At 60.7% G+C, this 26,099-nt stretch carries 26 protein-coding genes and 1 tRNA gene; 16 read left to right on the top strand and 11 right to left on the bottom strand.

The annotated features are described in order from the left end of the window. The first annotated feature begins 77 nt into the window (after window positions 1-77). From def to truA, 3 genes are read left to right on the top strand one after another with little or no spacing between them, the layout of a single operon-like run. Entirely contained in the window at window positions 78-590 is a 513-nt protein-coding gene (gene def / locus L901_RS18315) for a peptide deformylase (RefSeq protein ID WP_003503724.1), read from the top strand. A gap of 45 nt (window positions 591-635) precedes the next feature. Continuing rightward, complete coding sequence (fmt, locus tag L901_RS18320) at window positions 636-1,571, top strand: methionyl-tRNA formyltransferase (RefSeq protein ID WP_059759377.1); 936 nt, start codon at window positions 636-638, stop codon at window positions 1,569-1,571. After that, window positions 1,571-2,374, top strand: coding sequence for a tRNA pseudouridine(38-40) synthase TruA (gene truA / locus L901_RS18325; protein ID WP_059759380.1), 804 nt, complete (start codon window positions 1,571-1,573; stop codon window positions 2,372-2,374). The genes fmt and truA overlap by 1 nt, the downstream gene beginning before the upstream one ends. A 22-nt stretch (window positions 2,375-2,396) precedes the next feature. Here the strand turns inward: truA and L901_RS18330 are convergent, their stop codons facing one another. From L901_RS18330 to dapD, 3 genes are read right to left on the bottom strand one after another with little or no spacing between them, the layout of a single operon-like run. Continuing rightward, window positions 2,397-2,993 (bottom strand): hypothetical protein, encoded by a 597-nt coding sequence (locus tag L901_RS18330; RefSeq protein WP_003520047.1) that lies wholly within the window; start codon window positions 2,991-2,993, stop codon window positions 2,397-2,399. After that, a complete protein-coding gene (gene dapE / locus L901_RS18335; RefSeq protein ID WP_059759383.1) occupies window positions 2,977-4,173 on the bottom strand; it encodes a succinyl-diaminopimelate desuccinylase in 1,197 nt (398 codons plus the stop codon). Before dapE ends, L901_RS18330 begins: the two co-directional genes overlap by 17 nt. A 15-nt stretch (window positions 4,174-4,188) precedes the next feature. Beyond that, entirely contained in the window at window positions 4,189-5,043 is an 855-nt protein-coding gene (gene dapD, locus L901_RS18340; RefSeq protein ID WP_059759385.1) for a 2,3,4,5-tetrahydropyridine-2,6-dicarboxylate N-succinyltransferase, read from the bottom strand. A gap of 138 nt (window positions 5,044-5,181) precedes the next feature. Here dapD and L901_RS18345 point away from each other — a divergent pair, with 138 nt between their 5' ends. Beyond that, a complete protein-coding gene (locus L901_RS18345; protein ID WP_371259721.1) occupies window positions 5,182-6,048 on the top strand; it encodes an LOG family protein in 867 nt (288 codons plus the stop codon). Between the two features lie 166 nt (window positions 6,049-6,214). After that, window positions 6,215-8,548, top strand: a complete 2,334-nt coding sequence (locus L901_RS18350) for a methyl-accepting chemotaxis protein (RefSeq protein WP_059759509.1) — start codon at window positions 6,215-6,217, stop codon at window positions 8,546-8,548. 70 nt (window positions 8,549-8,618) lie between these two features. Here the strand turns inward: L901_RS18350 and L901_RS18355 are convergent, their stop codons facing one another. After that, window positions 8,619-9,563: a nucleoside hydrolase gene (locus L901_RS18355; protein ID WP_059759388.1), complete on the bottom strand. Its 945-nt coding sequence runs from the start codon at window positions 9,561-9,563 to the stop codon at window positions 8,619-8,621. Window positions 9,564-9,769: 206 nt separating this feature from the next. On the opposite strand from L901_RS18355, the gene L901_RS18360 reads away from it, so the two are divergent. Both L901_RS18360 and L901_RS18365 read left to right on the top strand, forming a co-directional pair. Further along, on the top strand, window positions 9,770-10,195 hold the full coding sequence (locus L901_RS18360) for an Hsp20 family protein (protein WP_003520041.1): 426 nt from the start codon (window positions 9,770-9,772) through the stop codon (window positions 10,193-10,195). A 56-nt stretch (window positions 10,196-10,251) separates the two neighbouring features. Next, window positions 10,252-10,509, top strand: coding sequence for a DUF1150 family protein (locus L901_RS18365; protein ID WP_003520040.1), 258 nt, complete (start codon window positions 10,252-10,254; stop codon window positions 10,507-10,509). Between the two features lie 41 nt (window positions 10,510-10,550). Here the strand turns inward: L901_RS18365 and L901_RS18370 are convergent, their stop codons facing one another. Together L901_RS18370 and L901_RS18375 are read right to left on the bottom strand one after the other, a co-directional pair. Further along, entirely contained in the window at window positions 10,551-11,168 is a 618-nt protein-coding gene (locus L901_RS18370; protein WP_035263941.1) for an EF-hand domain-containing protein, read from the bottom strand. A 100-nt stretch (window positions 11,169-11,268) separates the two neighbouring features. Beyond that, window positions 11,269-11,982, bottom strand: coding sequence for a pyrimidine 5'-nucleotidase (locus tag L901_RS18375; protein ID WP_035263943.1), 714 nt, complete (start codon window positions 11,980-11,982; stop codon window positions 11,269-11,271). A gap of 106 nt (window positions 11,983-12,088) precedes the next feature. Between L901_RS18375 and L901_RS18380 the strand changes: the two genes are divergently transcribed. Then, window positions 12,089-13,006 carry a DMT family transporter gene (locus tag L901_RS18380; protein WP_031234346.1) on the top strand — a complete coding sequence of 306 codons (918 nt, stop codon included), beginning with the start codon at window positions 12,089-12,091 and terminating at the stop codon, window positions 13,004-13,006. A gap of 49 nt (window positions 13,007-13,055) precedes the next feature. Here L901_RS18380 and argB read toward each other — a convergent pair whose 3' ends face one another. After that, window positions 13,056-13,940 carry an acetylglutamate kinase gene (gene argB / locus L901_RS18385; RefSeq protein ID WP_003503698.1) on the bottom strand — a complete coding sequence of 295 codons (885 nt, stop codon included), beginning with the start codon at window positions 13,938-13,940 and terminating at the stop codon, window positions 13,056-13,058. Window positions 13,941-14,211: 271 nt separating this feature from the next. Here argB and L901_RS18390 point away from each other — a divergent pair, with 271 nt between their 5' ends. Continuing rightward, entirely contained in the window at window positions 14,212-14,589 is a 378-nt protein-coding gene (locus L901_RS18390) for a hypothetical protein (protein WP_020812283.1), read from the top strand. A 12-nt stretch (window positions 14,590-14,601) separates the two neighbouring features. On the opposite strand, the gene yihA is transcribed toward L901_RS18390, so the two are convergent. From yihA to rpmH, 4 genes are read right to left on the bottom strand one after another with little or no spacing between them, the layout of a single operon-like run. After that, window positions 14,602-15,255, bottom strand: a complete 654-nt coding sequence (gene yihA, locus L901_RS18395; protein WP_035263945.1) for a ribosome biogenesis GTP-binding protein YihA/YsxC — start codon at window positions 15,253-15,255, stop codon at window positions 14,602-14,604. Then, on the bottom strand, window positions 15,252-17,057 hold the full coding sequence (yidC, locus tag L901_RS18400; protein WP_059759389.1) for a membrane protein insertase YidC: 1,806 nt from the start codon (window positions 17,055-17,057) through the stop codon (window positions 15,252-15,254). The genes yihA and yidC overlap by 4 nt, the downstream gene beginning before the upstream one ends. After that, window positions 17,057-17,440, bottom strand: a complete 384-nt coding sequence (rnpA, locus tag L901_RS18405) for a ribonuclease P protein component (protein WP_003520031.1) — start codon at window positions 17,438-17,440, stop codon at window positions 17,057-17,059. Before rnpA ends, yidC begins: the two co-directional genes overlap by 1 nt. Window positions 17,441-17,476: 36 nt before the next feature. Beyond that, a complete protein-coding gene (gene rpmH / locus L901_RS18410; protein ID WP_003493611.1) occupies window positions 17,477-17,614 on the bottom strand; it encodes a 50S ribosomal protein L34 in 138 nt (45 codons plus the stop codon). A 351-nt stretch (window positions 17,615-17,965) separates the two neighbouring features. On the opposite strand from rpmH, the gene L901_RS18415 reads away from it, so the two are divergent. From L901_RS18415 to L901_RS18445, 7 genes are all read left to right on the top strand, one after another. Next, window positions 17,966-20,014, top strand: coding sequence for a methyl-accepting chemotaxis protein (locus tag L901_RS18415; protein WP_059759392.1), 2,049 nt, complete (start codon window positions 17,966-17,968; stop codon window positions 20,012-20,014). 249 nt (window positions 20,015-20,263) lie between these two features. Beyond that, a complete protein-coding gene (locus tag L901_RS18420) occupies window positions 20,264-21,682 on the top strand; it encodes an ATP-binding protein (protein ID WP_035263949.1) in 1,419 nt (472 codons plus the stop codon). A gap of 217 nt (window positions 21,683-21,899) precedes the next feature. Then, window positions 21,900-21,976: transfer RNA gene (locus L901_RS18425), tRNA-Arg, on the top strand. 174 nt (window positions 21,977-22,150) lie between these two features. Further along, complete coding sequence (locus L901_RS18430) at window positions 22,151-22,963, top strand: class I SAM-dependent methyltransferase (RefSeq protein ID WP_059759395.1); 813 nt, start codon at window positions 22,151-22,153, stop codon at window positions 22,961-22,963. A gap of 216 nt (window positions 22,964-23,179) precedes the next feature. Further along, window positions 23,180-24,325 carry an ABC transporter ATP-binding protein gene (locus tag L901_RS18435; protein WP_020811732.1) on the top strand — a complete coding sequence of 382 codons (1,146 nt, stop codon included), beginning with the start codon at window positions 23,180-23,182 and terminating at the stop codon, window positions 24,323-24,325. Further along, window positions 24,322-25,248 (top strand): carbohydrate ABC transporter permease, encoded by a 927-nt coding sequence (locus L901_RS18440; RefSeq protein ID WP_059759397.1) that lies wholly within the window; start codon window positions 24,322-24,324, stop codon window positions 25,246-25,248. Before L901_RS18435 ends, L901_RS18440 begins: the two co-directional genes overlap by 4 nt. Continuing rightward, a complete protein-coding gene (locus L901_RS18445; protein ID WP_003520023.1) occupies window positions 25,248-26,069 on the top strand; it encodes a carbohydrate ABC transporter permease in 822 nt (273 codons plus the stop codon). Before L901_RS18440 ends, L901_RS18445 begins: the two co-directional genes overlap by 1 nt. The last annotated feature ends 30 nt before the right edge of the window (window positions 26,070-26,099 follow it).

Consider the following 26,099-nt stretch of genomic DNA (forward strand, 5'->3'; position numbering starts at 1 on the left):
GGCGGGGCGGATGCCGGAGGCGGATTGAACCTCGTGTTTTTTATTTCCTCCGCGCAAGAGATACGTTATGGGAAGCCATGACCATCAAACCGCTTATCATTTTGCCCGATCCCGTGCTGCGCCAGCAATCGAAGCCCATCGAAAAGGTGGATGCCGAGGTGCTGCGTCTTGCCGACGACATGCTGGAAACCATGTATGATGCGCCGGGTATCGGCCTCGCCGCCATTCAGATCGGCGTGGCGCGCCGCATGCTGGTGATCGACGTTGCGCGTGAAGGCGAGGAAAAAACTCCGATCGTCTTCATCAATCCGGAAATCCTCAAGGTGTCGGACGATGTCTCGACCTATGAGGAAGGCTGCCTCTCCATCCCCGATTATTACGCCGAGGTCGAGCGTCCCGCGTCGCTCACGGTGCAATATGTCGGCCGTGACGGCAAGCAGCAGACAGTCGAGGCGGATGGCCTGCTCGCCACCTGCCTGCAGCACGAGATCGATCACCTGAACGGCGTTCTCTTCATCGACCATATTTCGCGGCTGAAACGCGACATGGTCATCAAGAAATTCACGAAAGCGGCCCGCGCAAAGATCTGATCCGTCCTCTCTGGACCGGAATGGACGACAGGGCAGGGGGCGACGATGGCTCTTCGCATCATTTTTATGGGTACGCCGGAATTTTCCGTTCCCACCCTGCGTGCACTGGTGGAGGCCGGCCACGAGATCGTTGCGGTCTACACCCAGCCGCGGCGTCCCGGCGGCCGTCGTGGCCTCGATCTGCAGAAGTCCCCGGTGCATCAGGCCGCCGAATTGTTGGGCCTGCCTGTGCTGACGCCGGTGAACTTCAAGGCAGAGGAAGACCGCCAGCAGTTCCGAGATTTCAATGCCGATGTGGCGGTTGTCGTGGCTTACGGGCTGCTGCTGCCGGAAGCGATCCTCAGCGGCACGCGCCTTGGCTGTTATAACGGCCACGCCTCGCTGCTGCCGCGCTGGCGCGGCGCTGCCCCCATCCAGCGGGCCATCATGGCCGGCGATGCCGAGACCGGCATGATGGTCATGAAAATGGAAAAGGGGCTCGATACCGGCCCCGTCGCGCTGACCGCCAAGGTCGCGATCGATGAGAACATGACCGCCGGAGAATTGCACGACAGCCTGATGCTGGCCGGCGCGCGGCTGATGCGGCAGGCTATGGACAAGCTGGAAGCCGGCGACCTGCCGCTCGTCACGCAGGCGGAAGAAGGCGTTCTTTACGCCGCGAAGATCGACAAGGGCGAGACCCGCATCGATTTTTCCAGGCCGGCGCAGGATGTACACAATCACATTCGCGGCCTTTCGCCGTTTCCCGGCGCATGGCTGGAAATGGACATCGGTGGCAAGGCGGAGCGCGTGAAGGTTCTGGCCTCCGAACTGGCCAGCGGCATGGGAGAAGCGGGCGCGGCGCTCGATGACACCCTTACCATTGCCTGCGGCAGCGGCGCCGTGCGGCTCACCCGCTTGCAGAAGGCGGGCGGCAAGCCGATGTCGGCGGCCGATTTCGTACGCGGCACACCGGTTCCGACCACAACGAGGCTCGGCTGATGCCACGTTTTCGCATGACCGTCGAATATGACGGCACGCCTTATTATGGCTGGCAGAGACAGGATAACGGCCCGTCGGTTCAGGGTGCGCTGGAGGCTGCGGTTCGCTCGTTGACGGGAGAGAGCGTCTCCATTCGCGGCGCCGGCCGCACCGATTCCGGCGTGCATGCCGTCGGGCAGGTCGTCCACGTCGATCTTTCCCGAGACTGGGAGCCCTACAAGCTTCGCAACGCCCTCAATGCGCATCTCGCCATGGCGGGCGAAGCCGTGGCCGTCCTCGATGCTGCTTCCGTGACCGATGATTTCGACGCCCGGTTTTCCGCCCTTCGTCGGCACTACCTTTACCGCATCATCTGCCGCAAGGCCCGGCTGGCGCTGGAGCACAAGCGGGCATGGTGGGTGTCGAAGGACATGGATCATGAGCGTATGCATGCAGCCGCCCAGATGCTCGTCGGCCGGCATGATTTCACGACCTTCCGCTCCGTGCATTGTCAGGCGAACAGCCCCGTGCGCACGCTCGACCGGCTGGATGTGACGCGCACCGGCGATCTCATCGAGATACGTGCGACCGCGCAGAGCTTCCTGCATAACCAGATCCGCTCTTTCGCGGGCACGCTGAAACTCGCGGGCGAAGGCACGATGACGCCCGAGGATGTGCGCGCCGCACTGGAGGCGCGGGATCGCAAGGCCTGCGGCCCTGTCGCGCCGCCGGACGGTCTCTATTTCATGCAGGTCGATTATCCCGACGTCATTCCGCTGCGTCGCAGGTACCCTGAAGCCGATATGGCTGAGGACGCGGACTGACCGCTAAAACCCACGCCGGTTCTCAGGCCGGATAAACGCCGAGAAAACGCTGCAGCGCTTCCGACAGAAGCATGCCGGGCACCAGCAGCGTCATGACGATGGCCGAGACGAGCAGTGACTGGTCGCGGATGAAGAACCGCACAATTCGCGAGAAGGCGAAGACCAGCGACAGAAGCAGCGCCAGCCAGAGAATGGCGATCAGCCCCTGCAAGGGCGGCAGGAAGAATGCGATCAGGATCAGAACCGCATAGGCATAGGAAAATGGCAGCGACAGCCAGTTCATGGTGGTGACGAGCGGCGCGAATTTTTCCCGTGCGCCGAAGGCAAACAGCAGCATGCCGATCAACAGCAGCGGCACGATCCAGCAGATGGCCTCGACCATCGCCAGACGGAAGAAGAAGATGAAGCCCGTTCCAGTGCCGGGCGGATAGCTGGCGAGGAAGGCGGCGCGCAGCCACAGCCAGGAAACCAGCATGGCCGGCAGGCACCAGAGGGCGGAATAGAAGGACCGCCACATGCCGCGCTCGGAGAGGTCCAGATAACGTGCGCCATTATGGTCGCCGAGCAGCAGAAGCCACAGGCCCGTCAGATAGAGCCTTATTTCACTTGCCGTCGGCATGGGCGAACCAGCGTTCGATAAAGGTCTCGTAAATGCGCGTCAGCGTCTCGAGATCCGCAACCGCCACACGCTCGTCGACCATATGCATGGTCTGCCCGACGAGGCCGAATTCCACCACCGGGCAATAATCCTTGATGAAACGCGCATCCGAGGTGCCGCCGGTGGTCGAAAGCTTGGGTTCCTTGCCCGTCACGGCTTCCACCGCGCCGGAAAGCGACGAGATGAGAGCATTGTTCCGGGTAAGAAAGACATGAGCCGGGCGGTCGGCCCAGACGATATCGTATTTCACCGGCGCACGGTCGGGGCGCAGCTCGCCTTCTGCTGCGGCGGCATCGAGGCGGTGGACGATTTCCGCGCGCAGGCTCTCTGCAGTCCACGTATCGTTGAAACGGATGTTGAAGGAGGCCGTCGCCCGCGCCGGGATTACATTGGTCGCGGCATTGCCGGTATCGACGGTCGTTACTTCCAGGTTGGAGGGCTGGAAATTGTCGGTGCCATGATCGAAGGGCGGATGCATCAGCGCATGGGTCAGTTGCAGCAGACCGCGAATGGGATTGTCGGCGAGATGCGGATAGGCGGCATGTCCCTGCACGCCATGAACCGTGATGCGGCCGGAAAGCGATCCCCGGCGGCCGATCTTGATCATGTCGCCAAGCTGGTCGGGATTGGTCGGCTCGCCCACCACGCAGGCGTCCCATGTCTCGCCCTTGGCGGCCGCCCATTCCAGCAGCTTGGAGGTGCCGTTGATCGACGGGCCTTCCTCATCGCCTGTAATCAGGAAAGAAACGGACCCCCGCGGCTTGCCGTGTTTTTCGATATGGCGGGCAATGGCGGCAACGAAACAGGCGATGCCGCCCTTCATGTCCACCGCACCGCGACCGAACATTTCGCCGCCGGCGATTTCGGCCGCAAAGGGCGGATGGCTCCATGCGGCCTCATCGCCCACCGGAACGACATCCGTATGGCCCGCAAACATCAGATGCGGACCTTCGGTGCCAAGCCGGGCGTAAAGGTTCTCCACGTCAGGCGTTCCCGCCTCGCTCGCCACCATCCTGTCCACCTGGAAACCAAGCGGCGAAAGCAGGGTGTCGAGCAGGGAAAGCGCGCCGCCTTCCGCAGGCGTCACCGAAGGGCAACGGATGAGGGCGGCGAGATTGGCAACGGGATCGGTCGTGGTCATGGCAGTCGCTTTATATCAGTCGCGCAGAAGCTCGTTGATGCCGGTCTTGGAGCGGGTCTTTTCATCGACGCGCTTGACGATGACGGCGCAATAGAGGCTCGGGCCCGGCTCGCCGTTCGGGAAAGGCTTGCCCGGCATGGTGCCGGCAACGACGACGGAATAGGGCGGCACTTCGCCATAGGTGATCTCGCCGGTGGCGCGGTCGACGATCTTGGTGGACTTGCCGATGAAGACGCCCATGCCGAGAACGGCGCCTTCGCGCACGATGCAGCCTTCCACGACTTCCGAACGGGCGCCGATGAAGCAATTGTCCTCGATGATCGTCGGGCCCGCCTGCAAGGGCTCCAGAACGCCGCCAATGCCGACACCGCCGGAGAGGTGCACATTCTTGCCGATCTGCGCGCAGGAGCCGACAGTTGCCCAGGTGTCTACCATCGTGCCTTCATCGACATAGGCGCCGAGATTGACGAAGGAAGGCATCAGCACCACGTTCTTGGCGACATAGGCGGAGCGGCGCACGACGGCGTTCGGCACGGCGCGGAAACCGGCGGCGCGGAACTGGTTTTCACCCCAGTTTTCGAACTTCGACGGCACCTTGTCCCACCAGGTGGATTCGCCCGGTCCGCCGGTCACGATTTCCATGTCGTTCAGGCGGAAGGAGAGGAGCACGGCCTTTTTCAGCCACTGGTTCACCTTCCAGTTTCCGTCAGCCTGCTTTTCGGCCACGCGTGCCTTGCCGCTATCGAGAAGTTGAAGAGATGTGTCCACGGCGTCGCGAACCTCGCCCTTCGTCGATACGTTCACACCATCGCGGTTGTCGAAGGCGGTTTCGATGATGGTTTCGAGGGAGGTGAGATCCGTAAGGCTCATGGAAAATTCCTTAAAGTCGCGTGGTGTTCGTGGTCACGGATGGTCCCGCGCCGCTGGAAGGCTTTGGTCATTTGATCTAAGGGAGTGTTGGAAAGGCGTCAATGTGATTTGGGTGATTTGGCGCGTCAGACGAAAGGCATGGAAATGACACGACTGAAAAACGGCAAGTTGCGGCGCAAGGACGGGGTATGGGACCCGTTGAAGCGCAGTGCCGTGGACAAGCAGCAGGCCGAGGTCGTTCAAAAAACACCGCAGTCGGATTCCCCGTCCTATCGCCTCGCCTATGTGGACATGGATTTTCTCTGCCGCGAGGAATTGCGCCCCGTCAGGCTTCAATTGGAACTGCTGAAGACGGAAATGGCGCTGACCGAGCGCGGCATCAAATCCACCGTCGTCATGTTCGGCGGCGCCCGCATTCCCGAACCCGGCGGCGAAGCCTGGGCGGCGCGCAACGAGATGCAGAAGCGCAATCTGGAGCAATCCTCGGTTTATTATGACGAGGCGCGCAAGTTCGCGCGGCTTTGCACCGACTATGCCGCGAAGTCCGATCACCTCGAATATGTCGTGGTCACCGGCGGCGGTCCCGGTGTCATGGAAGCGGGCAATCGCGGCGCTGCCGATGCCGGCGGCCCGTCCATCGGCCTCAACATCGTCCTGCCGCACGAGCAGGCGCCGAACCCCTATGTGACGCCGGAGCTGAGCTTCAACTTCCACTATTTCGCCATTCGCAAGATGCATTTCCTGATGCGGGCGAAAGCGGTGGTGATCTTCCCCGGCGGTTTCGGCACGCTGGACGAATTGTTCGAGGCCCTGACGCTCATCCAGACGAAGCGTATGGAGCCCATTCCGCTCATCCTGTTCGGAGAAAAATTCTGGCGATCGGTGATCAATTTCGAATTCCTGGCGGATTTCGGCACCATCGCGCCTGAAGATATGAATCTTCTGCATTTTGCCGAAACGGCCGACGATGCATGGAAAATCATCTCGGCCCACTACGAACACTGATTATGCTTGGCGCGACGAAGTAATTTTAGGGCTTAATTAGCAATCTTCTTCTAATTTTGCCCCGCCGCGCTGCAGCGCACTGTCCCCTGTGGACGGGCCTCCATGACGGAGATTTATCATCCGTTGACGTCAGCCTTTTCGGGCGGGCGATTTGATCGAGGCCAAAATGTTCAATTTCCAAGTGAAGTCGCTTGCGACCAAGCTGATCCTCGTAACCGGCTGCGCCATCACCACGGTTCTCGTTGCATCGAATTCCTTCCTCATTTCCCAGACGAGTGAGCGCGTGCACGCGCTGACCATGGATCAGGCCAATACCGAAGCGCGCGCCATCGCCAACGTCATCGCCGCCGATGTCGGTGAACTCGGCAGCGCCGCGCGCTCCATGGCCGGCGTCATCGGCCGTGCGCATCAGGCGAAATCGATGGATCGTCCCGGCATCGTCAACATCCTCAAGGCCAATGTCGAGCAGAATGCCTTTGCTTTCGGAAGCTGGTTCTGCGAGCAGCTCGGCCTCTTTGACGGGCAGAGCAAGGAGATTGCGGGCAGGCTCGATCTCGGCACCAATGAAAACGGTGCGTTTGCGCCCTATTGGTCGAAGACCCAGAAGGGCGACATCCAGTTCTCGACCTTCAAGAATGATTACGCGGCGGAATGGTATGCGCTTGCCTCCAAATCCGGCAAGGGCGCCATTACCCAGCCCTATCTCGCGGAAGGCACGGAAGTACCCACAACCATGACCTCGCTTGCCTATCCGGTCATGTCGGACGGCAAGATGATCGGCGTGGCGGGTGTCGATATCTCGCTGGCTTCGCTGTCGCAGAAGCTGCAGGCGCTGCACCCTTTCGAGACCGGCCGCGTAACGCTCGTTTCGCAGGGCGGCCAGTGGCTGGTGCCGCCGACGCCCGCGCAGAATATGAAAGCCTATGACGGAGACGGTGCGAGCACCGTTCAGGCGGCGATCACCTCCGGCAAGCAGGGCCTTATCGAAAATCTCGGCCTCGACACGGACGCGCCCTATAATCGTCTCGTCTATCCCTTCGCCGTTCCGGGTCTCAACGCGACCTGGGTGGTGCTGGTGGATATTCCCCATCAGGCCCTGAACGCACCGGTTCAGGAACAGACCTACATGATGATCATCGGCGCGATCGTCATTCTCGCCGCCGTCATCACCGCGCTTTATTTCGCCGTGCGCCATTTCGTCCGCAATCCGCTTGCCTCGCTGGTTTCCGACGTCAGGACGCTGAGCGACGGGCGCTACGATGTGCCGGTTTCCGGACAGGAACGCCGGGATGAGACGGGTGCGGTGGCTACTGCGCTTGAAGGTTTCCGCGCAAAGCTTGCCGGCATCCGCGAGATGGAGGCCGAAGCCGAGGCCCAGCGTGGTCACGCGGAAACGGCGCGCCAGCGCTCGGAATCCGAGCGTACTGAAAACAGCCGGATGCAGCAGCACATTGTCGGCGTGCTGGGTGCTGGCCTCAATGCGCTTTCGCAGGGCAATCTCACCTACCGTATCGAGGACGAGTTTCCCGGCGAATATGCGAAGCTGCGCGAGGACTTCAACTCGGCGCTTGCGAGCCTTGAGGAAACGGTTTCCACCGTCAATGCAACCGTCGTCAGCATCGGTAACGGTACGGGCGAGATCACTCGCGCCGCCAGCGATCTTTCGCACCGCACGGAACAGCAGGCCGCAAGCCTTGAAGAAACCGCCGCCGCCCTCAATGAGCTGACCGCGCAGGTCAATTCCAGCGCGGAAAACGCCGCAGAGGCGGCCGGAGCCGTCAGCCATGCCTGCGACGATGCGGGCAAGTCGGGTGAGGTCGTGCAGCAGGCCGTGAATTCCATGGAAGGCATCGCGCAATCATCGGCCGAAATCTCCCGCATCATCGGGGTTATCGACGAGATCGCCTTCCAGACCAACCTTCTGGCGCTGAATGCGGGCGTGGAAGCCGCCCGCGCCGGTGATGCCGGCAAGGGCTTTGCCGTCGTCGCACAGGAAGTCCGCGAACTGGCGCAGCGGTCCGCCACCGCCGCCAAGGAGATCAAGGGTCTCATCAACACCTCGGCCATGCAGGTGGGCGAGGGCGTCCAGCTGGTCGGCAAGGCCGGCGAGACGATGAAAAAGATCGCCGATCAGGTTCTGCAGATCAACCAGCTGATACGGCAGATTTCCGCTTCCGCCAGCGAGCAGGCAGTCGGCCTGAAGGAGATCAATTCCGCCGTCACCCAAATGGATCAGGTGACCCAGCAGAATGCGGCAATGGTGGAAGAAACTACCGCTGCGAGTGTGACGCTGAACAGCGAGGCCGAAACGCTGAAGTCGCTCGTTGCCGGTTTCTCCGTTTCCGGCGGCCATTCCAGCCAGCAACTGCGCGCCACGGCGGCGGCAATGCGCGCACCCGCCGCTCCGGCGCAGGCGTCGGGCCGCCCGGCCGCGCCCCGCGCCCGCCCGAGAACCAACGGTGCAAACGCTTTGGCGCAGGATGACTGGACGGAGTTCTGACGCGCCATTTCCGTCTCAAATAAAAAGGGCCGCTGGTATCGCCAGCGGCCCTTTTTCATGTCCGCTTCCGTCAGAGACGGGCGAAACGTTCCGTCAGCAACTCGAAGAAGCCGTCGGCATCCACATTACGCATCACGCGGGCATTGGCGGGTCGTTCGGTAACATTCCACCAGTCCACCACGGTCATGCCCATGGTGAGTTCCGAATGGACCTCGATTTCGACGTTGCACTCGCGACCCTGAAACAGTTCAGGTTTGACGAGATAGGCAATGACGGTCGGATCATGCAGCGGGCCGCCGTCCGAGCCGTATTTTTCGATGTCGAAACGCTCGAAGAATTCCAGCATTTCCGCCATGGCTATGGCCGGCCGCGTGCCAATGTCGCGAATGCGGCTGACCCGAGCCTTGGTCGTCAGCAACTGATGGGTGACGTCGAGCGGCATCATGACGATCGGCATACCGGAGCGGAAGACGATATCGGCGGCCTGCGGGTCGACATAGATGTTGAATTCCGCCGCCGGGGTGATGTTGCCGCCCTCGAAGAAGCCGCCGCCCATCATCACCAGTTCCTTGACGCGGTCGGCGATCTCAGGCGCCTTCAGGAGCGCCAGCGCCACATTGGTCAGCGCGCCGAGCGTGCAGAGCCTTACGGTGCCGGCGGGTTCCCGCATCAGCGTTTCGATGATGAAATCGACCGCGTGCTGCTTTTGCGCTTCCATGGTCGGCTCATCGAGAACCGGGCCGTCGAGGCCGGTGCTGCCGTGAACGTGCTCGGCGGTGATGGGCTTGCGCACCAGCGGCTTCTCGGCGCCCTCATAGACGGGAATATCGGTGCGGCCGCACAATTCGCTGATGATGCGGATGTTGCGGCTGGTGAGCTTCAGCGGAACGTTGCCGGCGACGGCGCACAATCCGAGAATGTCGATTTCCTCCGGGCTTGCGAAGGCGAGCATGATTGCCGCTGCGTCGTCCTGGCCCGGATCGGTGTCGATAATGATTTTTCTGCGTTCTGCCATGTCTTGCCCGCCGTTGAGATGAGCGCTTTTTTCGAGCGGCGGGTGCTCACTTGTCAAGCCTCATTCCCCGGTGTCCCCTTTGCTCGTCACCGCGTCTTGCGTATTGCGGTTGTGCTTCCCATATTGCAGGGGCCGGTGCGATTGACCGGCGAGGTTGCCGGAAGCGGGACCGCGAAACGTCGCTTGGTTGCAAGGACAAAAGAGACATGAGCCGCATGACGCCATTCACCCACCCGCTTTTGCTGGGTTTTGATGCCATGGAAAAAACGCTGGAGCGCATGGCGAAGGCCAATGACGGCTATCCTCCCTATAATATCGAGCGCCTGCCGGGCAGCGGCGACGTGCCGGAACGCCTGCGCATCACCATCGCGGTTGCCGGTTTTTCGCAGGACGATCTGGATGTGACGACGGCCGATAATCAGCTCGTCATTCGCGGACGCCAGCAGGAACAGGAGAAACGCGATTTTCTCTATCGCGGCATCGCGGCGCGCCAGTTCCAGCGGGTTTTCGTGCTTGCCGATGGTATGCAGGTCAGGGAAGCGCGCCTGCGCAACGGCCTTCTTTCCATCGATCTGGTCCGGCCGGAAATTTCAAACGTGGTGAAGAAAATTAATATTTCCGTCTCAGAGTAGAACGTGAACGCCGGAATCCGACACGAATCGCTCGGCGTGAAGAAGGAGGCTGAAATATGCTGTTGAAAGAAGCGCATGCGCGTCTCACCCAATCCCAGCTCGCCCATATCGGCGAAGGAGAAGTGGGATATATCCGCAAGATCCGCGCGGAAGACGTCAGCCGCTGTTTCCCGGAAGCGCCCGATCTCGATCCGCAATTGGACCTTTGGGCGCTGTTCGGTGCAGATGGTACGCCGATCCTCCTGACGGACAACCGGTCCAGTACGTTTTTCAAGGCTGCCGAAGACGATCTCCAGACCGTCAGCCTGCATTGAAGAAAAAAGCCCGCTTTTGAGCGGGCTTTTTCTTTAGCGGGTTAAAGGAACGGGCGGTCCGGCATGTCGTCGATGGAGATGACGCCGTCCTTGTTCTTGTCCAGCCGTTCGAACATCTTTTCGCCGGCGGCGGTGAATTCGGCCTTGCTGACCTGACCGTTCTCGTCGGTATCGGCCCAGCGGATCAGCGCGAAACCTGCGCCCTTGCCGCCATGCTTACCCCAGCCCTGATGGCCGAAACGGCCGCCATGTTCGCGCTCGGCATGTCTTTCGGCGCGCTTGCCCTCGGGGCCCTTGCCGTCTTCGGCTTTGGCGTCCTCACGCTCGGGGCGCGGATTGGCGGCGCGGAAAGCTTCCATTTTCGCCTGGCGATACTCACGCATTTCCTTCGGCGTGATCGAGCCGTCCTTGTCCTTGTCGATCTCTGTGAAGAGCGCGTCCTGACGGGCGGCGAATTCCTCCTTGGAAATCTTGCCGTCCTTGTTGCTGTCAGCCACCTTCAGCAGGTGAACGAAGGCCGCTTCCTGGCGGATCGGCATGCGCTCGCCATGGCCTTTGCCCGGAGCGGGTGGGGCGGCAAAGCTTGCCGTCGCGGCCGTGCCGATCAAAAGGGCTGCGCCAAGAGCAGACAGGGCGATTTTTCGTGTGGTCATCGTCATTACCTTTCTTTGGTGTCCCTGAAGAGAAGATAGTGACGTCCAATGCGCCTCACCACTTAAACATCCGTAAGGTGGATGAAGCTTCGGTAATGTTCGCTGCTCAGCCTGCGATGGTTTTCGTCAGGAAACCGGTCAGGTCGTCGGTGATGTAGTCGATATGCGCATCCGTGACGGCGGGGATTTCCCAGCGTTCCATGATGATGCCCTCGAGATTGGCGGGGACGAGCAGAACGGTCTTCATGCCGAGCGCTTTGGGCGCCGCGAGATTGCGGGGTAAATCCTCGAACATGGCGGCTTTTTGCGTGTCGAGTTTCGCAAGCGCCGCGAACTTCTCATAGGTCGCGCTGGCCGGTTTCGGCAGATAGCCCGCAGCGACGATATCGAAAATATCCTCGAAATGATCGAGAATGCCGAGCGCACCGGCGGCGGCCTGCGCATGTTTGACGCTGCCATTGGTAAGAATGAATTTGCGGCCCGGCAAAGCCTTGATTGCCTCGCCGAGTTCCGGATGCGGCTTCAGCGCCGAATAATCGATGGCATGGGCGCGTTCCAGAAACTCGTCCGGGCTGATGCCGTAGTGGATCATCAGGCCCTGAAGCGTCGTGCCGTGGTCATGATAATAGCGTTTCTGCAGCGCCCGGGCCTCGTCGGGATCGAGCTTCAGAAGCTCCGCCACATAGGCCGTCATGTTACGGTCGATCTGCGAAAACAGATTGATGTGATGCGGATAGAGCGTGTTGTCGAGATCGAAGACCCATTCGCTCACATGGTCGAAATCGGCGGCTTCGGGCAGGTTTTTCGGCTTTGTGTCCATGGCCTGCTTTATGCCCGTTTCGAAAGCCGAAGAAAATCGAAAAGACGACGATTGATCAGAAAATCGGGCTTGGCTGCGGCCTCCGGCCCATGATACCGCCAAGGCCATGGAACTCTGGATAGGCATCACTTTCGCAAGCGCGTTCTTGCAGAACCTGCGCTCGACCCTGCAGAAGCACCTCAAGGGCATGATGGGCACCACGGGCGCGACCTTCGTGCGCTTCGTGTTCGGCATGCCTTTCGCTCTCGCCTATCTTGCTTTCCTGCATTTCGGGCTCGGTCGCCCTCTGCCGGTGCCCAACACGTCCTTTGCCGTGTGGGCGACGGTCGGCGCCATGGCGCAGATCGCCGCCACCTTCCTGCTGGTGCACCTGTTCTCGTTCCGCAACTTCGCGGTTGGAACGGCCTATTCCCGCACAGAACCGGCGCAGGCAGCGCTGTTCGCGCTTATTTTCATCGGGGAAAGCGTCAATGGCGGCACATTGGCGGCCATCGCCATCTCGGTCGCCGGCGTCATGCTGATTTCGGTGGCACGCACGGAAGTCACGCCCGCTTCCTTCTTCACGTCGATCTTCAGCCGGACGGCGGGTATCGGCCTTGCCTCGGGGGCTTTCTTCGGCCTGTCATCGGTCGCCTACCGATCGGCGTCGCTTGCGCTTGCGCCGAGCCTTCCCGCTCCGGACGCGATGATGCAGGCGGGCTTTACCCTCGTTGTCGTCATCGTCATGCAGACGGTTTCGATGTTCCTGTGGATCGTCTGGCGCGAGCGGGAAGAGTTGCGGCGCATCGCCAGGGTGTGGAAACCGTCGCTTGCGGTCGGTTTCGTGGGCGCTACGGCCTCGTTCGGCTGGTTTACGGCGATGACCCTGCAGCAGGCCGCCGTGGTGAAGGCATTGGCGCAGGTGGAGATGCTCTTCGCCTTCGCCTCGACCGTGCTTTTCTTCAAGGAGAAGATCAACCGGCTCGAACTGTCCGGCTGCCTGCTGATTGTCGTGGGTGTGCTGTCGCTGCTGGCATTCGGCTGAATGCCAGTTGTTGTGGCGGACAGGCTTGCCGTCCGCCACCTGAAGCACATCAGGGCACGATGAGCGTGCCGGCGCCTTCCGTGAAGATTTCCAGAAGCACGGAATGCGGCGTCTTGCCGTTGAGGATCACCACGCCCTGAACACCGGCCTTGATGGCGTCGATGCAGGTCTCGACCTTCGGGATCATACCGCCGGAAATCGTGCCGTCCTTGATGAGCGCACGCGCCTGCGAGACGGTGAGTTCCTTGATGAGTTCCTTGTTCTTGTCGAGAACGCCGGGAACGTCGGTGAGAAACAGCAGACGCGAGGCGTGAAGCGCACCCGCAATCGCGCCGGCGAAGGTATCGGCGTTGATATTGTAGGTGGCGCCATCGCGGCCTGGCGCGACCGGGGCGATGACCGGGATCATTTCCGACTTGGCGAGCAGGTCGAGCAGGGTGCGGTCGACTTCGGTGACTTCCCCGACAAAGCCGAGATCGAGCACACGTTCGATATTGCTGTCAGGATCGATGACGGTCTTTTTCGCCTTTTCGGCGAAGACCATGTTGCCGTCCTTGCCGCACAGGCCGATCGCCCATTCACCCGTCTGGTTGATAAGGGCGACGATTTCCTTGTTGATCGAGCCGGCCAGAACCATTTCGACGATCTCGACCGTCTTGGCGTCGGTGACGCGCAAGCCGCCCTCGAATTTCGATTCGATGCCCATCTTGGTCAGCATCGCGCCGATCTGCGGGCCGCCGCCATGTACGACGATGGGGTTAATGCCGGATTGCTTCAAAAGGGCGATGTCTTCCGCGAAAGCCTTGCCGAGCGTGGAATCCCCCATGGCGTGACCGCCATATTTCACCACGATGGTCTTGTTCTCGTATTTCTGCATGAAAGGCAGAGCCTGTGCGAGCAGCCGCGCCTGAGTTTCGCTTTCGGAAGACGTCATCTAAAAACCTCGGTCTGTGGTTGCGGCCGTTGAAAGCCTGTCACCGCTCTAAAGCAAGTCTTTGACGGATGAAATAACCTCCTGGCCTTATTGTGTCGGCAGCGGTCAAATTTCTTTTTTTTGGCTGTCCCGGCCCCGTAATGAGATTGACATAAAGGCCCAATGGGACCAGCCTTGCAGGGGAAAGGGGAGGGGTTAATTCAGGGCGACATGGGATGTCGCGCGCCGCGGGAGCGATGCTGACCTGAACGACCGAGGAGCGAGAGACCACATGACGGCACCCGATCGAGACAAGCAAAGCGGTTTGCGGGATGAAGTCCTTGCGGGCGAATATGTGCTGGGTGCCCTGCCGCCGGAAAGCATGGCGGAGCTTGCCAAGCGCGTCAAACGCGACCGCCAGTTCGCCGCCATGGTCAGGCGCTGGCGGGACAATCTGGCGGAAACCGAATATCGCGAAAACGCGACCGTTGCCGCGCTGCTGGAACGGGACCCAAGCCGCTCCGGCCTGCCATTCAGGGGCCAGCCGCTACGGGGTGGCAGCATGTTCGCAGCCATGCTTTCGGAGGTCTGGCATTCCGTGCGCTTCTGGCGCCTTCTGGCGTTGACGGCGACGCTCTGGACCGCCGTTCTGCTTTTCACCATCGCCTGAGAGGCGTGTCTCTCAAAGAGAGATCGTTCTGACGATCTCGGCCCGCAGGCTATCCAGCCCGAATGATTTTTCCGAGGATGTGGCGAGAACTTCCGGATAGGCGGCGGGACGCTTGCGGATTTTCTCCAGCGTTTCGCCAATCAGCCGCGGAACGCCGGCATCCTTGATCTTGTCCGTCTTCGTCAGCACGATCTGGTAGGAAACGGCCGCCTTGTCGAGCAGGGTCAGAACCTCCTCGTCGTTCTTTTTCACGCCGTGGCGGGAATCGATCAGCACGTAAACGCGCTTAAGCGTCGCACGGCCGCGCAGATAATCGAAGACGAGCTTGGTCCAGGCATCGACCTGATCCTTGGGGGCCTGCGCATAACCGTAACCGGGCATGTCGACCAGCGCCATCGGCGGCAGATCGCCCGCTTCGCCGGAATAGCCATCCGGAACGAAATAGTTCAGTTCCTGCGTGCGTCCGGGCGTATTGGACGTGCGGGCAAGCCCCTTGTGGCCCACCAGCGCATTGATGAGCGAGGACTTGCCGACATTCGAACGACCGGCGAAGGCAATCTCCGGCGGGCCTTCGGGCGGCAGGAATTTCATCGCGGGAACGCCGCGAATGAAAATCCAGGGTCGCCCGAACAGGGGCTTTTCGGTTGCCGTGCCGGTCTCACTCATTTCGATTGCACCGGCTTTCGCTTGAACAGCCCCTTGATGTTATCGAACAGCTCGATCTTGGCGCCCTGGCGCTTCATGATGACGGCCTGCTGGGTGATGGAGAGCGTATTGTTCCATGCCCAGTAGATGACCAGACCGGCCGGGAAGGAGGCCAGCATGAAGGTGAAGATCAGCGGCATCCAGTTGAAGATCATCGCCTGCGTCGGATCGGGTGGCGTCGGGTTCATGCGCATCTGCAGGAACATGGTGATGCCCATGACAAGCGGCCAGACACCGATCATCAGGAAGTGCGGAACATCATAGGGCAGAAGGCCGAAGAGGTTGAACAGCGACGTCGGATCCGGCGCGGAAAGGTCGTGAATCCAGCCGAAGAACGGCGCATGCCGCATTTCGATGGTGACGTAGATGACCTTGTAGAGCGCGAAGAAGACCGGAATCTGCAAAAGCATCGGCCAGCAGCCGGCAACAGGATTGATCTTCTCTTCCTTGTAGAGCTGCATCATCGCCTGCTGCATGGCCATGCGGTCATCGCCATGCTTGGCCTTCAACTCTTCCATCTTCGGCTGCACGCGCTTCATGTTCGCCATGGAAGCATATTGCTTGCTGGCGAGCGGGAAGAAGAGAGCTTTGACGACGATGGTGGTGAGCAGGATCGCCACGCCGAAATTGCCAAAATAACGGAAGAAGAAATCCATCAGTTTGAACATCGGCTTGGTGATGAAGTAGAACCAGCCCCAGTCGATCAGAAGGTCGAACTTCGGAATGGCGTAGGTCGTCTCGTAACGGTCGACCAGCGGCACTTCCTTGGCGCCAGCGAAAACGAGGCTCTTCAGCTCGATCGACTGGCCAGGCTCGACCGTCAGCGGGTCGCTCTTGAAATCGGCCTGATAGCTCGGCTGATTGCCGGTAATATGCGAATAACGGGTTTCGAACGGCGTCGTCTGCGGCGGAACGATGGCCGCGGCCCAATATTTGTCGGTGATGCCGAGCCAGCCGCCGGTCGCCTTGGCAACCGTTACCGGTGCTTCTTCGACGTCCTTGTACTTTTCTTCCGTCAGGCTGCCGTCTTTGCCCGAAACGCCGAGGAAACCTTCATGGATGACGAAGACCGGGGGAATTGCGGGCTTGTTGTTGCGCGTCACACGGCCATAGGTGGCAAAGGAGATCGCCGCCTGTCCGGGGTTTTCCACCTTGTCGGCGACCGAGATCATGTAATGCTCATCGATCGAAACCGTGCGGGAGAAAATCACGCCCTTGGAATTGGTATAGGTGAGGGTGACCGGGCTGGCTTCCGTCAGCTTGTCGCCGCTTGCCAGCGTCCACACGGTGGTCGGGCCGGGAACGCCGCCGACTTCCTGTGCCGCAACGTAACCGAGTTCGGTAAAGTAGCCGTCCTTGGTGTCGGAGGGCGAAAACAGCGTGATGATCGGGCTCGAGTCATCGACGGTCTCATGGTAGCCCTTGAGCCGGATGTCATCGAAACGCGCGCCGGTCAGGTTGATCGAGCCGGCGATGGCGTTGGTGTCGATGGCCACGCGCTGGGTTCTTGCAATCGACTCTTCGCGGGTCGCCGTGGCGGCAGTCTGCGGTGAGGAGGCGGGCGGTGCGCCTTCAACGGCAGCGCCTGGTGCGGCGCCCGGCGCCGGCTGCTGTTGCTGCGTCGTCTGCTGCTGCTGCGCCTGGCGGGCCTCTTCGGCGCGGCGCTGCTGCTCGATACGCGGATTCATGTAAAGGAATTGCCAGGCGAGGACGATGACAACCGAAAGGGCTATCGCGATGAAGTAATTACGGTTCTTTTCCATCATTCTTTCCTGGAGCGGGTCTCCTGGGACCGTTTCGGTTTCGCCGTTCCTTCAATTCGCTCGTTAAGGAGAGACTGAAGTTTCGGGAAGGCCGTATCGAGCACGTCCCTGCGGGCGACAATCACATAGTCATGACCGGGCTTCATTGCGAATCCGGCAGAAAGCCTGACGGCTTCCTTGAGACGGCGGCGCATGCGATTTCGCTCGACCGCGTTGCCTTGTCTTTTCGTTACGGTAAAACCGACGCGAGGCTCGGTTTCCGGGGCTTTCCGGTCAAGCACTTCCAGAAGAAAGGTGCCTCCCCGCCGTTTTTCTCCTGCCTGAACGGCAAGGAAATCCGACCGGTTTTTAAGCCGGCCGGGCAGTTTTCCTGTCTTACTCATGTGCCCGCGACTTTCACCGGGTCACAGAGGCGGCAATTAAGCCGAAAGACGAGCGCGGCCGCGCGCACGGCGGGCTGCGAGAACCTTGCGGCCGCCGGCGGTAGCCATACGGGCGCGGAAGCCATGGCGACGCTTGCGGACAAGCTTGGACGGTTGGTAAGTACGCTTCGACATTTATTTAATACCGCGGTGTGCGGCCCTTCTTGAATTTGCAATAATTTGCAAGAGCGTTTCGTTTTTTGCACGGCTAACCCCGCCTGGGCGAGCTTTCAATGGCCGAGCGTGCGCGGCTTATAAGGGCATAGGCCGAGCAAAGTCAATTGCCGAAGGGGTTTTCGCGCTTCACCTTTTGCGGAAAACGCACCGCCATCTCCTTCGCCGACTGCCGATAGAGGCCGATTCCGGCGCGCAATCGATAAAATCTGAAATTCTTTCTTAACGCAGCATTGATAAATCTTGTGACGCGAAAAGTTATGCCAGCTTCCCATTTTCATCGCGCGGCTGGTTTTTGTTGGGGGAACGAAGTTGAGAATTCGCGGTCGTATCAATCTTCTTGTCGGGCTGATGAGCCTTGTGGCCTGTACCATTGGCGGGCTGTCCATCTATGCGATCAACGAATTCCGGGTTCGGTCGCATCATTTCGAGGAAACCGCCGAGAGGGCTTACAAGGGCGAGGCGCTCAACCGTCTGGTAACGGCAGTCGTCATGGAGGCACGCGGTGTCTACGCGGCAGCCGATGTGGCGGCAGCCACCCCCTTTGCCGACGGCATGGTCAAAAACCTCGACGCCATGGAAAAGCTCATTGCCAGCTGGGCGCCGCTCGTGCCGGCGGAACAGCAGGCGAGTTTCGACAAGCTTGTCGGCCGGTCCAAGGAATTCCGCACTTTCCGTCTGGAGACCGTGCGACTGGCGAAGGAAAACGGGCCGCAGGCGGCCAGCCAGCAGGGCAATAACGAGGCGAACCGCGCCAACCGCAAGGCCTATCAGGCGGAGATCGATGGTGTCGTGAAAAACGACCTTGCCGAACTTGAAGTCGTGAAGGCGGGAGTCGATTCTTTCAGCACCGCCATATTCTGGGTGATCGTCGCGGTGACGGTTGCCGGTGTCGGCGCGGGAGCCGCTTTCGGTCTCTACATCGGAACACGGCAGCTTAGCGCACCCATCCGCAGGGTTTCGCAGGTGATGAATGCCGTGGCCGATGGAAATCTCGACGCGGACGTCCCCTATCTTGGCCGCAACGACGAAATCGGCGAAATGGCTGCGGCCGTCGAGGTCTTCAAGAAAAACGGCAGCGAAGTGCGCCGCATGAATGCGCAGGAAGCCGCCATGCGCGCCAAGAGCGACGATCTGCAGGCCGGCATGGCCATCGTCGTCGACGCTGCGGCCCAGGGCGATTTCAGCCGCCGCATCAACAAGGACTACGGCGACGACAACCTCAATCGTTTCGCCGCGACGATCAATTCGCTCCTCACCGGCGTCCATAATGGCGTATCCGAGACCAGCCGCGTCATCGAAGGCCTTGCGCGGGGCGATCTGACGGAGAGAATGGATGGCGAGTTCCGCGGCGTCTTTGCCGAACTCCAGGGGAACGTCAACCAGACGCTGACCAAGCTGCGCGAGACGATGCGCGAAGTGCGCGGCAGCACGGAAGGCATCAGCGGCAACGCGAACGAATTGCGCTCGGCGGCCGACGACCTGTCGAAGCGGACCGAACAGCAGGCGGCGGCGCTGGAGGAAACCTCCGCCGCTCTGGATGAGATTACCGCCGTCGTCCGCAATTCGACCGATCGTGCGCAGGAAGCCAGCGCCATGGTTGCCGAAACGAAGCAGAAGACGGAAGAGTCCGCCAATGTCGTGCGCGATGCCGTGTCCGCCATGGATCGCATCGAGCACGCCTCGCGCGAAATCAGCCAGATCATCAATGTCATCGACGAAATCGCCTTCCAGACCAACCTGCTGGCGCTGAATGCCGGTGTGGAAGCCGCCCGTGCGGGTGAAGCGGGCAAGGGCTTTGCCGTCGTCGCTCAGGAAGTGCGAGAACTTGCGCAACGATCCGCAACGGCCGCGAAGGACATCAAGGCGCTGATCACCAAATCCGGCGAGGAGGTCGGGCGTGGCGTATCGCTGGTGCAGAGAACCGGCGGCGCACTGAGCGAGATCGAGACACGCGTTCTGGCAATCAACGAGCACATCCATTCGATCGCCACGGCCGCCAGGGAACAGTCCACCGGACTGCACGAGGTGAATACCGCCATCAACCAGATGGACCAGGTAACGCAGCGCAACGCCGCCATGGTGGAGGAGACCTCGGCCGCAACCCACAAGCTGAGCAGCGAGGCCGACCATCTCGTGACGCTCGTGGCGCGCTTCAACGTCGGCGCGGAGAATGTGCAGCGCAGCCCCCGCATCGAGCAGCCCGCAAGGCCGATGACGGTCTCCGCCGGACCGGTGGCAGTCTCCGGCAGGACGCCGGCGGTGGCGTCTCCGGCCCGCAAATTGATGAACAGTGTTAGCCGCGCGCTTAACGCCCAGCCTGCGGCAGCACCCGCGCATGGCGACTGGCAGGAATTCTAGGCGACCAGCGGTCCGCTTCAAACCGAATCATCTTCGAACGTCGCCCCTGCTGGGCGGCGTTTGTTTTTCCGGCGATGAAAACCTTTATTTTGCAGCGCATTGGAAAAATATCCATTAGGTCCTATTATCATCGCTGCATATAAACCGAGCCGTTCCACGCAAGCAGCGGCGCGCATACAGGATCATGGCCCGGTGTTTTCTAAAGGCGTAGACAGCTTGGACCGCACGCAAGACGATCCGGTGCATTGCATGCCGGGATTGACCGCCGGTCTTTCGGGACGGCTGCTGCTGCTCACGGTCATCTTCGTGATGATCGCCGAAGTGCTGATCTTCGTGCCTTCCGTCGCCAATATGCGTCTTTCATGGTTGCGCGACCGTCTGAACACGGCTGCGGCCGCCGGCGCTGTTATCGACGGCCTGCAGGCCGAACTGCCGCGAAGCGTGCAGAACGACACGCTGATGGCAACCGGGGCGAAGCTTATCGCGCTGCGCAAGGACGGCACCTCACGCCTGCTCGCCGTGGCGGAAACGCCGCCGGGTGTCGATGAGCAATATGATCTTTCCGACGTTTCGCAGGTGGCGGCGGTGCGGGACGCCTTTTCGACCCTGCTGTTCGGCGGCAACCGCGTCATCCGCGTTTTCGATGTCGTCGGCGACAGCGACACGATCATCGAACTGGTGCTCGGCGAAAACAAGCTGCGGGCGGCAATGCTTGCCTATGCCCGCAACGTTTTCCTGATTTCCATCGTCCTGTCGCTGATCACCGCAGGCCTGATCTTCATTTCCATCAACCGCATCATGATCCGGCCGATACGCCGGCTGACGCTCGGCATGCAGAACTTCTCGGAGGATCCGGGCAATCCCGAGCGGATTTTCGTCCCCGAGCAGGGGGCAGACGAACTCGCGGTTGCGGGCCGCCACCTCGCCGACATGCAGACCGAACTGCAGAAAACCCTGCGCCAGCAGAAGAACCTCGTGGATCTCGGTCTCGCGGTCTCGAAGATCAATCACGACATGCGCAACATCCTGTCTTCCGCGCAGCTCATGTCGGACCGTCTGGTGGATGCCAAGGATCCGATGGTCAGGAGCTTTGCGCCGAAACTGCTGCGCACCATCGACCGCGCCGTGGCCTATACCGGCGAGGTTCTGGCCTATGGCCAGGCGACTGAAGGCGCGCCGAAACGCAAGATGGTGCAGTTGAGCCTCCTGGTGCGGGATGTGCGCGATATTCTGGCGCTCGATCCGGATAGCGGCATCGAGTTTCAGGACAGCGTGCCATCCGACCTCACGGTCGATGCGGATTCCGAGCAGCTTTTCCGGGTCATCCACAATCTCTGTCGCAATGCCGTTCAGGCCCTGCAATCGGATACCGCGAATGCCGGGCTTCGGCATCTCTCCATCTCGGCCCAGAGGGCCGGCAGCGTCGTCAGCATCGTCATCGACGACAATGGGCCGGGAATGCCGCGCAAGGCCAAGGAGAACCTGTTTTCCGCTTTCAGAGGTTCGGCCCGCTCCGGCGGCACGGGCCTCGGGCTGGTCATTGCCCGCGAACTCGTGCTTGCCCATGGAGGCACGATCGCGCTCGTCGAAAAGCCCGGTCCCGGCACGCAGTTCCGCATCGAGATCGCCGACCGCGCCGCTTCCGTGCAGGCGGCCAGAACCGCCTGAAAAACCTGCTTTGCAGCCGGTTCGCGCAATCATTCTCCCCGCCCAAACGGACACGGTATCTGGCCCGTGGAAAATGATCCGCATGGAATTTCCAATATAATCAATTAGATAAATGAATTGCTGCGGAAAAATGACAATTTCGAAGCGAAATCGCTTGCATTCGGAATGAGGACGTTTTAGAGGATCGCCACGCCACCGGAAACGACCGGAACGGCACGCACCCGTAGCTCAGCTGGATAGAGCACCAGACTACGAATCTGGGGGTCAGGAGTTCGAATCTCTTCGGGTGCGCCATTTCTCTTCCCATAAAATTAAGTCCCGAGACAATCGCCGTTACGCGCGATATGGCTGATATCGGCAAGTCCGTTCAGGCGGATGCTTCGACGCTCCGCAGGACCGAGTGAATTCCGAACGTCCCGAAGATATGTTAAAATCACCCGATCATCAGCTGTTCCCGGGGTGAAAGCCATGTTGGAAGCGGACAAGGTGTTTGCGGGTTCGATTCCGGAAAATTACGACCGCTATATGGTGCCGCTGATTTTTGCGCCATTCGCCGCCGATCTGGCGCGTCGGGCGGCGGCCTTGATGCCGATTGATATTCTGGAAATCGCCGCAGGCACCGGTGCCGTCACGCGCGAATTGGCTTCCCGATTATTGCCCGCGGCAAACTATGTGGTAACCGACCTCAACCAGCCGATGCTCGATTTTGCGGCGTCGCAACAGGCGCCGGATCGCCGCATAAAATGGCAGCAGGTGGATGCCCAGACGCTGCCTTTTGAAAACGCTGTGTTCGATCTCGTTTTCTGCCAGTTCGGCGCGATGTTCTTTAATGACCGCTTGTCGGCCTATCGCGAGGCAAAGCGGGTATTGAAGCCCGGCGGACATTATTTATTCAATGTATGGGACCGCATCGAGGAAAATCACTTCGCGGATGATGTGACGAACGCCCTGGCGCGCCTGTTCCCCGACGATCCGCCGCGCTTCATGGCCCGTACCCCGCACGGTTATCATGATACGGTACTCATTCGCCGCGAGCTGGAGGAGGCCGGTTTTTCCCGCGTGACGATTGAGACGGTGACCGCGCAGAGCCGCGCCTCTTCGCCACGCATTCCGGCCATGGCTTATTGTCAGGGAACCGTGCTTCGGACGGAAATTGAGGCGAGAGCACCGGGAGGGCTCGACACCGCGACAGATTGCGCCGCCGCAGCCATTGAAGCGCGGCATGGCGGTGGTGCGGTTGCCGCGAAAATTCAGGCGCATGTGATTCTCGCCGCCGTTTAAACCGGCACTGCCGACCCGGTTCTCAGTCTATAAATGCGCGCGGGGAATATTTGAGCAATACCCCCTAAATATTAGTGGTTTTGGGTGGAGGCCTGTACCAAAGGGTTTTCCGATAGTCCGAGATTACCGGGCTTTCGAGTGTCATCGAACTTTCCGCAAACCTTCGTCATATTGTCATACAATATAAGCATATGCGCTCCAGAAAAGGAGCGCAGAATGACGCCACAATCACTTGAACTTTCGGGCATCGGCAAAGGCTTCGGGGCTGACGATGTTCTGAAAGAGATCGATCTCTCCATACGTCCAGGAGAGTTTTTGTCTCTCGTCGGCATGTCGGGCTGCGGCAAGTCCACGCTTCTGCGTATCATTGCGGGGCTGGAAACACCGGATCGTGGTTCGGTCTCCATCGGCGATCAGGATGTGACAGAGGTTGATCCGAGCGATCGCAATCTGGCGATGGTTTTCCAGTCCTATGCCCTTTATCCGCATATGAGCGTGCGCCAGAACATTGCCACACCGCTCAGGATGCGGCGTCTGCCCTTTGCCGCGCGCCTGCCGCTGGTCGGACGGTTTGCGGCCCCGGCGGAAACGCTGAGCCAGATCGACGCCGCCGTCGAACAGGCAGCCGAGACGCTACAGATCGCGCATCTGCTGGATCGCAAGCCGGCGCAGCTTTCCGGCGGCCAGCGCCAGCGCGTGGCGCTTGCCCGGGCGCTGGTGCGTTCGCCCGCCGCCTTCCTGATGGACGAGCCGCTCTCCAACCTCGATGCGAAGCTTCGCGCCCATATGCGTGAGGAACTGGCCGGCCTGCACCGTCGGCTGGGGGCGACCTTCATCTATGTCACCCACGACCAGATCGAAGCCATGACCATGTCCGACCGCATCGCGTTGATGTCGGAAGGCCGCATCGAGCAGCTTGGTACGCCGGACGAGCTTTACCGCAAGCCCGCGACGCTGACGGTCGCGCGTTTCATCGGCACGCCATCGATCAACCTGCTGCCGGTCGAAATCGACGCGCAGGGTAAAGTCACGGCCTTTGGGCGCGATCTCGGAATCGAGGGTGTGGGCCGCGATGCCGGCCCGGCCACGCTTGGCCTTCGCGCCGAAGATTTGCGCCCGGGCGAAGAAGGTTTTGCCGTGCGCGTGGTGCGCAGCGAAACCCACGGGGCCGACCGCTTTGTGAGTTGCCGCCTGCTGAGCGACGAGACGGTCGCCATCACCTTGCGTCAGGGCGCCGGCGATGCCGTGGGCGCGGATATGAATGGCGTAATGAATCTCGGCTTTGCGCCGGAACGCGCGCATCTTTTCGCGGCCGATGGCCTGCGTCGCAAGGTGACGGTGCGCGAACGGGTGCCGGCATGACGGCGGTCGATTTTTCCACGGCCGCGCGCGCGAAGGCTCGCCCGCGGCTGTCAAGGGCGGACCGGCGGATGATCTGGCGCGGCCTGATGTTCGCGGCCCCCGCAAGCCTGCTGCTTCTGGCAATCTATATCGTTCCGATGCTCGTTCTGGCCGGTTTTTCCGTCACCGATTACCAGCTCGGTTCGCTCTCCACCCGCTTTGTCGGCCTTGGAAACTTCGTCAAGGCGTTTCAGGATCCGGTCTTCCTGCGCTCTCTGGCCAATACCGCCATCTATGCGCTCATCGTCATTCCCTTCGGTGTGTTTCTGGCGCTCGGCGTGGCTTTGCTCGTTTATAACCGTAAGCGCAGCCGTGCTTTCTGGGAGGTGGCTTATTTCCTCCCCGTCACCGCAACCCTCGTTGCCATGGCGACCGTGTGGCAGTTCCTGCTGCATCCCTCGCTCGGTCCGGTGAATGCGGCGATCAAATGGCTGGGCTTCGAGCCGGTCGCCTTCCTCTCCAATCCCGTCCTCCTCATTCCCACCATGGCGCTGATGGGCGTCTGGCAGATCCTGGGTTTCAACATGGTGCTGTTCCTCGCGGGCCTCACCGCCATTTCGAAGGATCTGCACGAGGCGGCGCGGCTGGATGGCGCCAAGAACCCGATCGACCGCTTCCTGACCGTGACTTGGCCGATGCTTGGGCCGACGACCATGTTCGTGGTGGTCACCACCTCCATCTCGGCCTTCAAGGTGTTCGAGACGGTGGCTGTGCTCACCAAGGGCCGCTTCGGATCGGAAACCCTGCTGTTCGATCTCTATCTCGAAGGTTTCGAATATTCGAACACCGGTTATGCCGCCGCGCTGACGATTATCTTCCTCGCGATCGTGCTGGTCCTGTCTATCGGCCAGACGCTGCACATGGACCGGAAGGTGCACTACTGATGGCCGCACTCCGCAAATATCTCCCACATCTCGTGCTCGCCCTTGGCGCTTTCGTGATGCTCCTGCCGTTCTACTGGATGGTGTTGACCTCGATCCGCTCACCGGCAGAGATTTTCGATGTCTCGCTTTGGCCGATCCCGCAGAAATTCGACGCTGTGGATAATTATGCCCGGGCGGCGGGTCAGGTGCCGATGGCGCGTTTCATGCTCAACGGCGTCATCGTCTGCGTCGGCATTCTCGTCGTGCAGATCCTGACGTCGGTTCCGGCTGCCTATGCGCTGGCGAAGCTCCGGTTCCCCGGCCGCAAGCTGCTGCTGGGCCTCGTCATTGCGGCGCTCTGCGTTCCCATTCAGGCGCTCGCCCTTCCGCTCTTTGTCGGTCTCGCCAAGACGGAGCTTCTGAACACCTATTTCGCGATGATGATGCCGTTCTTCCTTTCGGTCTTCGCCATCTTCCTGTTCAACCAGTCCTTCCGCAGCTATCCGAATGAAATCATCGAGGCTGCCCGCATGGACGGGTTCTCGGAAATGGAGATTTGCTGGGGACTGGTCCTTCGCGGATCTCTGCCTTCGCTCGCCGCTTTCTCGATCTTTTCGCTCGTTGCCCACTGGAACGACCTTTATTGGCCGATGATCGTGGTCTCCGACACCAATCTCGCCCCGCCACCGCTTGGCATGATGCTTTTCGCCGATGTCGAATCCGGCGCGAATTACGGTGCCCTTATGGCGGGCGCCACACTGATTACCGCGCCGATGGTGCTGTGCTTCCTCCTCGCACGGCGGCACTTCATCGCCGGTATTACCATGACCGGCGTCAAGTGACGCCGTTCAGATTTCTTCCTCCCAACCTCT

The sequence above is a fragment of the Agrobacterium sp. D14 genome, assembly GCF_001526505.1.
Classification (GTDB): domain Bacteria; phylum Pseudomonadota; class Alphaproteobacteria; order Rhizobiales; family Rhizobiaceae; genus Agrobacterium; species Agrobacterium leguminum.

Bases quoted from the DNA above. Each gene is read 5' to 3' on its own strand.
- def (WP_003503724.1), top strand. From the start codon at position 78: ATGACCATCAAACCGCTTATCATTTTGCCCGATCCCGTGCTGCGCCAG.
- fmt (WP_059759377.1), top strand. From the start codon at position 636: ATGGCTCTTCGCATCATTTTTATGGGTACGCCGGAATTTTCCGTTCCC.
- truA (WP_059759380.1), top strand. From the start codon at position 1,571: ATGCCACGTTTTCGCATGACCGTCGAATATGACGGCACGCCTTATTAT.
- L901_RS18330 (WP_003520047.1), bottom strand. From the start codon at position 2,993: ATGCCGACGGCAAGTGAAATAAGGCTCTATCTGACGGGCCTGTGGCTT.
- dapE (WP_059759383.1), bottom strand. From the start codon at position 4,173: ATGACCACGACCGATCCCGTTGCCAATCTCGCCGCCCTCATCCGTTGC.
- dapD (WP_059759385.1), bottom strand. From the start codon at position 5,043: ATGAGCCTTACGGATCTCACCTCCCTCGAAACCATCATCGAAACCGCC.
- L901_RS18345 (WP_371259721.1), top strand. From the start codon at position 5,182: ATGGAAATGACACGACTGAAAAACGGCAAGTTGCGGCGCAAGGACGGG.
- L901_RS18350 (WP_059759509.1), top strand. From the start codon at position 6,215: ATGTTCAATTTCCAAGTGAAGTCGCTTGCGACCAAGCTGATCCTCGTA.
- L901_RS18355 (WP_059759388.1), bottom strand. From the start codon at position 9,563: ATGGCAGAACGCAGAAAAATCATTATCGACACCGATCCGGGCCAGGAC.
- L901_RS18360 (WP_003520041.1), top strand. From the start codon at position 9,770: ATGAGCCGCATGACGCCATTCACCCACCCGCTTTTGCTGGGTTTTGAT.
- L901_RS18365 (WP_003520040.1), top strand. From the start codon at position 10,252: ATGCTGTTGAAAGAAGCGCATGCGCGTCTCACCCAATCCCAGCTCGCC.
- L901_RS18370 (WP_035263941.1), bottom strand. From the start codon at position 11,168: ATGACGATGACCACACGAAAAATCGCCCTGTCTGCTCTTGGCGCAGCC.
- L901_RS18375 (WP_035263943.1), bottom strand. From the start codon at position 11,982: ATGGACACAAAGCCGAAAAACCTGCCCGAAGCCGCCGATTTCGACCAT.
- L901_RS18380 (WP_031234346.1), top strand. From the start codon at position 12,089: ATGGAACTCTGGATAGGCATCACTTTCGCAAGCGCGTTCTTGCAGAAC.
- argB (WP_003503698.1), bottom strand. From the start codon at position 13,940: ATGACGTCTTCCGAAAGCGAAACTCAGGCGCGGCTGCTCGCACAGGCT.
- L901_RS18390 (WP_020812283.1), top strand. From the start codon at position 14,212: ATGACGGCACCCGATCGAGACAAGCAAAGCGGTTTGCGGGATGAAGTC.
- yihA (WP_035263945.1), bottom strand. From the start codon at position 15,255: ATGAGTGAGACCGGCACGGCAACCGAAAAGCCCCTGTTCGGGCGACCC.
- yidC (WP_059759389.1), bottom strand. From the start codon at position 17,057: ATGGAAAAGAACCGTAATTACTTCATCGCGATAGCCCTTTCGGTTGTC.
- rnpA (WP_003520031.1), bottom strand. From the start codon at position 17,440: ATGAGTAAGACAGGAAAACTGCCCGGCCGGCTTAAAAACCGGTCGGAT.
- rpmH (WP_003493611.1), bottom strand. From the start codon at position 17,614: ATGTCGAAGCGTACTTACCAACCGTCCAAGCTTGTCCGCAAGCGTCGC.
- L901_RS18420 (WP_035263949.1), top strand. From the start codon at position 20,264: ATGCCGGGATTGACCGCCGGTCTTTCGGGACGGCTGCTGCTGCTCACG.
- L901_RS18430 (WP_059759395.1), top strand. From the start codon at position 22,151: ATGTTGGAAGCGGACAAGGTGTTTGCGGGTTCGATTCCGGAAAATTAC.
- L901_RS18435 (WP_020811732.1), top strand. From the start codon at position 23,180: ATGACGCCACAATCACTTGAACTTTCGGGCATCGGCAAAGGCTTCGGG.
- L901_RS18440 (WP_059759397.1), top strand. From the start codon at position 24,322: ATGACGGCGGTCGATTTTTCCACGGCCGCGCGCGCGAAGGCTCGCCCG.
- L901_RS18445 (WP_003520023.1), top strand. From the start codon at position 25,248: ATGGCCGCACTCCGCAAATATCTCCCACATCTCGTGCTCGCCCTTGGC.